This is a genomic window from Serratia sp. PL7, assembly GCF_945957435.1.
In genome coordinates this window covers 1-5,322 of the sequence record NZ_CAMFLB010000065.1, presented here as the reverse complement: position 1 = coordinate 5,322, position 5,322 = coordinate 1, and the positions used below count along the sequence as shown (strand labels likewise).

Annotated in this window: 8 protein-coding genes and 1 pseudogene; all 9 read right to left on the bottom strand. The window is 58.9% G+C overall.

The window, feature by feature from the left end; translation table 11 throughout:
• Positions 1-23: 23 nt before the first annotated feature.
• On the bottom strand, positions 24-377 hold the full coding sequence (locus N6G83_RS53825) for a phage tail tube protein (protein ID WP_260524402.1): 354 nt from the start codon (positions 375-377) through the stop codon (positions 24-26).
• 9 nt (positions 378-386) lie between these two features.
• Positions 387-1,868 (bottom strand): phage tail sheath subtilisin-like domain-containing protein, encoded by a 1,482-nt coding sequence (locus N6G83_RS53820; RefSeq protein ID WP_260524401.1) that lies wholly within the window; start codon positions 1,866-1,868, stop codon positions 387-389.
• A 1-nt stretch (position 1,869) separates the two neighbouring features.
• On the bottom strand, positions 1,870-2,079 hold the full coding sequence (locus N6G83_RS53815) for a DUF2635 domain-containing protein (RefSeq protein ID WP_117111342.1): 210 nt from the start codon (positions 2,077-2,079) through the stop codon (positions 1,870-1,872).
• Between the two features lie 2 nt (positions 2,080-2,081).
• A complete protein-coding gene (locus tag N6G83_RS53810) occupies positions 2,082-2,693 on the bottom strand; it encodes a hypothetical protein (protein ID WP_260524400.1) in 612 nt (203 codons plus the stop codon).
• Complete coding sequence (locus N6G83_RS53805; RefSeq protein ID WP_260524399.1) at positions 2,690-3,232, bottom strand: phage virion morphogenesis protein; 543 nt, start codon at positions 3,230-3,232, stop codon at positions 2,690-2,692. Before N6G83_RS53805 ends, N6G83_RS53810 begins: the two co-directional genes overlap by 4 nt.
• Positions 3,232-3,672, bottom strand: coding sequence for a gp436 family protein (locus N6G83_RS53800; RefSeq protein WP_260524398.1), 441 nt, complete (start codon positions 3,670-3,672; stop codon positions 3,232-3,234). Before N6G83_RS53800 ends, N6G83_RS53805 begins: the two co-directional genes overlap by 1 nt.
• The gene (locus N6G83_RS53795) at positions 3,672-3,929 is read right to left on the bottom strand and encodes a hypothetical protein (protein ID WP_260524397.1); all 258 of its coding nucleotides are present in this window, start codon (positions 3,927-3,929) and stop codon (positions 3,672-3,674) included. The genes N6G83_RS53800 and N6G83_RS53795 overlap by 1 nt, the downstream gene beginning before the upstream one ends.
• A gap of 372 nt (positions 3,930-4,301) precedes the next feature.
• Complete coding sequence (locus N6G83_RS53790) at positions 4,302-5,204, bottom strand: Mu-like prophage major head subunit gpT family protein (RefSeq protein ID WP_260524396.1); 903 nt, start codon at positions 5,202-5,204, stop codon at positions 4,302-4,304.
• Positions 5,205-5,206: 2 nt separating this feature from the next.
• A pseudogene (locus N6G83_RS54890) lies at positions 5,207-5,322 on the bottom strand (peptidase); the annotation flags it as partial.

Sequence of the window (5,322 nt, the reverse complement as noted above, 5' to 3'; positions counted from 1 at the left end):
GTGATTTTCATCTCAGCCATGACTTACACCTTCACCAGTTTGGTGCCGATGAAGTTGGCGCTGATGGTGCCAGCGTCTTCATCCAGCGTGGCCGGTTCCGCAGTCGCCGCACCGGTCATCATGTAAGTCAGGCCGTTATCGCCTTCAAACATGATGGTTACGTTCTCCCAGCTACTGATTTCGACAACGTCCATATCCTCCGCCGCGGCGAGGGTCATCTGGATCGAGGGGCCCGCCATCTTGCGGGAGTACCCCCAGACTTTGCCGCCACCCATATGCTGGGTACGGGCATAGCCCCCCGGATTGAGGGTGGATTTTCCCGTGCTTTTGATTTCACGGCCGTTAGCACGAATGGCCGCCATACCCAGAATGCTCATAAAGGCTCCTTAAAGTTTGAACTGGATAAGACCGGCCAGCACGCGCAGCTGATTGACCAGATTCGGGTGACAGATAAAGTTCAGGCGGTTTTTGTCGTCGCCGTCGAGATACACTTCCAGCGTGTCTTTGTAGTCGTCGAAGTCTTCAATCAGACCCGCAGGAATCAGCTCAGTCAGCGCGATATCCAGCAGCTCGGCGCGGGCAATCTTCGGCGTCATCACCGGCTGGCCCGGATCAAGCAGGTCGAGCACATCATCCCCGGCTAGCTTGTGACGCGGGTAGCGGTTGGTGAAGCGGTTTTTGATGACGTAGCGGATGCGCCCCAGCGTCGCCGGTGACTGCACATCGAGGTACGATTCATCGGTGTCGCCGTACTTGTTGACGCGGTACATGGTGATTTCACGCTCGATGAATACGTTGTCGCTGGCGTCGACGGAATGGGTGGCAATGCCGTCATGCAGCAGCAGGTTGCGCTCCGGCATATCCCAGCGCACAGTCTTGCTCGGCGGCAGGATACCCGGCAGCACCAGCGTCTGCAGCGGACGGGCCGGGTCGTTGGCCAGATAATAGGAGGCGATGCCGCCGTAGGATGCCGCCCACAGCCAGTGCGGTTGCGGAGAGATATTGGTCCCGAGGCAGGAAATCAGCCAGTCATTGCGGGTTTCCCCAAAGGTGCCGCTTTCGGCATGGGTGCCCCTGAATGCAGTCCAGAGCTGCGCCTCAATCATCTTGAGCGGGCCCCAGCGGTTGAGCAGCTCATCCCGGATGGTGTTCAGGCTCTGGGTATCGTTGAACGGGAACACAATATCGGTATACCAGTCATCGCCCAGCGCCGCGACGACCGCCGCAATATCCGGGGTGCCGGTGCCGCTAGTGAAAGCAGTCACGGCCACCGCAACGCCTGCAGGCGTCTGCTCGCCGGTGTAGTAGTTGAGACGGACGTCCATCGCATTGCCGGTCGCGCCTTTCCAGTTGGTGGTCAGGGTGACGATTGTGGTGGAGTCAGCTTTTAGCGCGGCTGTGACCTGCGTGTCAGGCAGTTTGTTGACGGCGGTAATGATGGCGGAAGCGATATCATCCGCAGTCGCGTCAGCGCTGACACCGACCTGCACCGAGATACCGTTCACCAGCAGGGCCAGCGTACCCGCAGCGGTGGCCGGGCCGGTGACGGTCAGTTCTGATTTCGCGGCAGCACCGGCTGCAATATAAGCCAGGCCCATCGCCCACACTTCGGTATAGCGGTTGGCCTTACGCAGGGTCTTGAGCATCCCGGCCAGCATGGAGCCTTTACCATAAAGCTGGTCAGCAGTGCCGTCGCTGGTGATGCGGTTTTGCGTCAGAACGGCAGCGGTGCCGGTCGCACTCTGCTGGCCGATGACGATAATTTTGCGCGACTGTGCCGGGGCACTGTCGAGCGCCTGAGAATTATCAATATCGATGTACACCAGCGGAACGCGGACATCAGCAGGAATATCACCCAGTGAAGACATATCACTTCTCCTTTGCGGTTCGGGTTTGGCGGACTTCCGCCAGTTCGGTTACGGATTCACCCTGGATATCGGTGATAACAACATCACCTTCAGCTTCGCGGCGGTGCCACCATGCACTCATGAGGAGTGCTTCTCCTTCGGGACTGAGGCGCTGGCCGTCAGCTTTACGCACCTGCAGTCCCGCGCGGGCGGGCTTAATATGTTTCTTCATCGTTATGGCTCTCTTACGTTAATAACGCCTTTAATGGGGTCGGTGTCGTCGCTGACCTGCAGCGTGGCACCCAGTCGCAGGAAGTCCGGGAGGGTGGCAAGGTCTATTTCATCATCCAGACGGAACTCCTGTTCCCACGTCACTGTCCACATGGTCAGACCCAGATCGTTCAGCCCGCCGGAATAGATGTTGTCGGCACTGACAGAGGTGGCCAGACGCTCGGCCTTCATACCGTTGGCGGCTCCGCGCTGGACAATACGGCGCACCAGCTTTCCGACCAGTACCTCGCAGCGAGTGTCGCGCGTATAGCCCCATGCATCGGTGGCCATGACGTACGCCGCCCAGGTGATATCACCGACGGTGCCGCCAGCCTGAGCGCGGATATTACGCACCCGCAGTGCGGCCAGCCGGATACAACCATCACGATCTGTCAGGTAGGTCTTGACCTCTGCCGGGGTGCTGAACTGGCCGATGTGGCGTTCGATGACGCTGACGCGGTCAGGCTTGTATTGCTGAGGTTCGTTCAGCAGCTCCGGCTTCAGCCACGCCACGATGTTCTCGGCAGCGGAGACCGTGGAGCCGGTGGTCAGCAGGGACGGACGTTCATTACTCACGGTAATACCTCTTTCCAGAAGTCGCCGATGACGTGCATCAGCTCATCACTGTTTGCGGTGGACAGCCCGAGGTACTCGCGCTGCGGAATATTCATCATGCGATTATGGGAGCCCACGGTCTGCCAGACAGGATGCTTCAGCGCCCGGCCAAACACCTGATGAATGAGACGCTTATGCGCGCTGACCGGGACACTGCCTGCAAAGCCGTCCTGGTGGACGCCGCTGTAGCTGAGCGGCGAACCGACGCGAACATGGCCGCGCTCGACGATGTACTGGATGCTGTCGAGCAGATCGCCATTCCCTTGCAGCAGGCTCTGATTTCCGCTGCGGGTCTTGCGGTAACCCTCGGACCACTCCTCCCAGCGCTCACCAGCCGGTGAGGTTTTCTCGTCGCTGATACGGCGGCGGGTCTGCGATTCCACGACGGCCCCGATGCTCTCCAGCAGCTCCTGCTGCAGCGAACTGTCGGAGAGTTTCTCGATGGCCAGACGCATCTGCTGCAGCTTCTCAGCACCGATAACCTCAACCGATATCCCCATCACAGCACCCCTTTGAGGTTATTGCGGGTGAACAGACGTTTGTTATCGGAGACAACAATCATCCTGCCGTTGTCGGTCTCCGGGGCTGGCGTCTCGGTCGGCAGCCCGAGGTCCCGGGTCCCGTTCGCCATCTCCTTCAGGGTCTGGATGGCGCTGTCGTAGCGCTTCTGAATCAGGTCGGTGATCTGATTGTCGCGCTCGGACAGCCAGTAAATGGCGATGGATACAGCTACCCGGTGCAGCGGGCGCGGAACGGTGGTGATGTTCAGCGGCAACTGATAGCGCTTTGACAGAAACGAGTTGATCTCCGCGTCGGCATCTTCGATGGCCGTGGCTATCTTCGTCTCGTCGAGCTGGTTCGTTGCCTTGTCGATGGCCATAGTCCAGACCAGCGACCCGTCCGCAGCCAGCAGGTCATCACGAGTAACGTAAATTCCCATCAGCCTTTCTCCGCTACCGTCTGCAGGACCGTCACCACCAGATGCGGCTCAGCTTTCAGGCGTTCGGCGGTTTCGTAGCTGATGAAACACTCCACCACCACATCGCCCTCCAGCGCATTCGCCTCGTTATCGCCATCGGGATCATCGCTGACAAACACATGCACCGGCTCGCGCGGCCAGAAGCGACCACAGCGCCAGAACCCGCGCTCATGTCTGGCGCGAACCTCCAGCGCCTCGACGTCGTCGGTAGCTGGCATCGTTTGAGCGTCAGCGCTGGAATGACCCGCTGCCTCCAGGACAGCGCTTAACTCACCCTGGACGCCGTTAAACCAGTCAGCTGAAGGAAAAGTTGACGCGGCGGTAATGCCAGCATCGCCAGACGTCACGCTGACGGGGGATGAACCCACCGCAACGTAATGCCCTGGCAATGTGACTGACCGTTCAGCTCCCGGCAGGTCAGGTGCATCAACCTGTGCCACTTCCGGCGCTGGAACCTTGCCAGCGCGACCTTTAGTGCCTCGCTTACCCGTTGTTTTTTCTTTCGTTCCACTCACTGTTCCATCCTCTTTAAAGGTGGGTTACAGCGGGTTTAACGCCCGCTGTAACGGTATTAAAACGCAGACTGACGATTACGCCGGGGTGGTGATAAACGGGCTGTCGACGATTTCCACATCCTTGTAATAGATGTTGGAGTTCCCGCCATCGACCAGCATTGCGTCGATGATCTTCTTCGCGGCGGCGCGGTTGTTCGGACCCACAACCAGCGTGGTCGGACGGATACCCAGCGGGTTACCGGAATCACGCTTCATCCCCTGCAGAACCTTCACCGCCGCTTCATAGTTGGCGACAGTCAGCGGTGCGCGGGACCCGCAGGCGGTCTGCCAGAAGCCAAATCCGACGTTGCAGCGGCCATCCACGCCATACAGGAACTCATTGTTCTTGAAGGTGTGGTCACTGCTGAGGTCATCCAGTGCCTGGAAATTGAAGGGACGGCGGTTCTGATAAAGGATCGGCTTGAGTACCTGGCTTTCATCAATCAGGAACCACGGCTCGCCGGTGTCGGTCGCGATATTACCTACAACGTTGCTGTAGGTGCCGCCCGCCATCGGATGGTCAGTATCAAAGAAGTTCTGGCCGTCAAAGCACAGGGTGCTGAAACCGGCAACCAGCAACGGGAAGCTCAGCGTGTCCGGGAACTCGGCGACCTGCTGACCGAATGCCTGCGCAATCACGCTGTACTGACCAATCTGGTCGTCTTCGATATTTTCACGCTTGACCTTGATTGAGTTTTCCCAGGTCTTGTTGGCGATGGTGTAGCCGTACTGAGACAACTGCGCGAACTGGCGGGCGCTGACCCACTCTTTGATGGTCGGCAGGTCCGAGAGCCAGCCATACGTATTGGACGCAGAGCCGCTCGGCACTTCAGTAGCGATGCGCAGGTACTGCGACTTGACGCCCGCAAGACCTTTGGTAAAGGCGGCGCTCAGGGACGTGGAGAGCGCGTGCAGAATTTCAGCTGACGGTGCTGGCATTGTTATTGCTCCTGTTTCGGTTTAGCGGCGAGAAACTCTTCCTGCGAAATACCCATGCTGCGGCACATCGCCAGCTCAGTTTCGTTAAGCGTGGTCTGCTGACCGTTGTTCTCTTTGC

Excerpts from the sequence above, each read along its gene's own strand:
- N6G83_RS53800 (WP_260524398.1), bottom strand. The coding sequence starts at position 3,672 with ATGGGAATTTACGTTACTCGTGATGACCTGCTGGCTGCGGACGGGTCG.
- N6G83_RS53795 (WP_260524397.1), bottom strand. The coding sequence starts at position 3,929 with ATGCCAGCTACCGACGACGTCGAGGCGCTGGAGGTTCGCGCCAGACAT.
- N6G83_RS53815 (WP_117111342.1), bottom strand. The coding sequence starts at position 2,079 with ATGAAGAAACATATTAAGCCCGCCCGCGCGGGACTGCAGGTGCGTAAA.
- N6G83_RS53790 (WP_260524396.1), bottom strand. The coding sequence starts at position 5,204 with ATGCCAGCACCGTCAGCTGAAATTCTGCACGCGCTCTCCACGTCCCTG.
- N6G83_RS53825 (WP_260524402.1), bottom strand. The coding sequence starts at position 377 with ATGAGCATTCTGGGTATGGCGGCCATTCGTGCTAACGGCCGTGAAATC.
- N6G83_RS53805 (WP_260524399.1), bottom strand. The coding sequence starts at position 3,232 with ATGGGGATATCGGTTGAGGTTATCGGTGCTGAGAAGCTGCAGCAGATG.
- N6G83_RS53820 (WP_260524401.1), bottom strand. The coding sequence starts at position 1,868 with ATGTCTTCACTGGGTGATATTCCTGCTGATGTCCGCGTTCCGCTGGTG.